Below are 1,382 nucleotides of genomic sequence, written 5' to 3'. Positions count from 1 at the left end.
GTGGCTCGTGCTGTAGCTTTTTGAGCACTTGTCGCATACTGATGACAAGGTCATCACTAAAGGCTTGATGTGGGCTAGAGCTACGATACAATGCTTCAAAAGTCCCATTCTTCTGAGCTGTCATAATGGCAACCAAATGACTCGCTCCTTGTTTTCGCCAGTTTCGCCCTTGTTTCTTAATGCGATAGCTGTAATAGCGGTGTCCGCCTTCACAGGTTCCAACACCGTCGCTAATGCCCAAATTACGCAATTTTAGGGGCTTAATTGCCTTCCAATTGTTGGTCAAATAAGACTTGACAGCTAAGAGCTTTTCAAGCTGTTTTTCATCTTCTAAAACAGATTCTGCCGTGTCAAAAATCAAGGTCAATTGCTCACAATCATAAGCCTTCACACTCATCCGAACCGCTTCTAACAAGCCCTTATCAAAACCTAGCTTGCCTGTAACGTACTTCATGACGTGGTAGGAATCAAGACAGTAATCAAAGCTCTTGTAACGCCCAAGTATGCCTTCAAACTTGTCGGCTTCATAGCCGGAACCACCGTCACTATTAGCAATAATCACCGTATGTCTCAGGTCATAATGCGTCTGAAGATAGTCGCTCATTTGGGTAAACAAATCCTTACTACTCCCAAAACAGCCGAAATAAACCGGGTTAATCAGCTCCCCACGCTTACCAGTTCGGCTCACACCCTCATGAATGTAGCCTCGTTTCAACTCCAAATGTTTGCCTTTGTCTTGACTGCCAATCCAGACGCCATCACCTTCTATAAAGAGAAATTCGGGGCGTCTCAACTCAGTCTCTTCAGGCTCAACTTGACTGGCTAATAGCTTCTCACCAACCCGTTGAACCAGATTGTGAATCCCTTGATGACTCATTTTAATGTCCGTCAATAGCTCCAAGCTCGTAGAGGCCTGACGAAAGGTCATCCCTGTTGTTAAAAGGCTGAGTTTCTCGTTAAAATTAGGGCTATACCGTTCCCTGGGATTCAAACCAATTGCCTTATCCAAAGGGAGAAAACTCTTCTGCCCTGCTTTTCGCAATCGACGACGATAAAAACTCACCTTACCAAACAGAAAGGTAAACTGTCGCTCTTCTAAGCGATCTATCTCCCAACCATCCACCAAATAAGGCTGAATGATGTCCCTATCCAAACGCTCTAAGGCTTCTGTCACTGAGTCCGTCATCACTTGGCTCATCAACTGCATGACACCCTTGTCAAAATCAGCCAAATGAACACTCCTCTTTAAAATTTCACAAATCTCTGTTACAATAGTCATAGGTTCTATATCCTTCTAGGTTATTTACGCATTTCCTAGGATATAGGACTTTTTTTGTTTTGAAAACCTGTAAACGTTTTTCCGAGAATTATTTTACACTAAC

1 protein-coding gene is annotated in these 1,382 nt (G+C 43.4%); it reads right to left on the bottom strand.

Annotated elements, in window-relative coordinates:
* On the bottom strand, window positions 1-1,279 hold a 1,279-nt coding region (locus K6V48_RS11595; protein WP_222369851.1), incomplete at its 3' end, for an ISLre2 family transposase.
* Window positions 1,280-1,382 lie beyond the last annotated feature (103 nt).

Source organism: Streptococcus suis, assembly GCF_019794555.1.
Taxonomy (GTDB): domain Bacteria; phylum Bacillota; class Bacilli; order Lactobacillales; family Streptococcaceae; genus Streptococcus; species Streptococcus suis_AB.
This window is presented reverse-complemented; position numbering and strand designations above follow the sequence as displayed.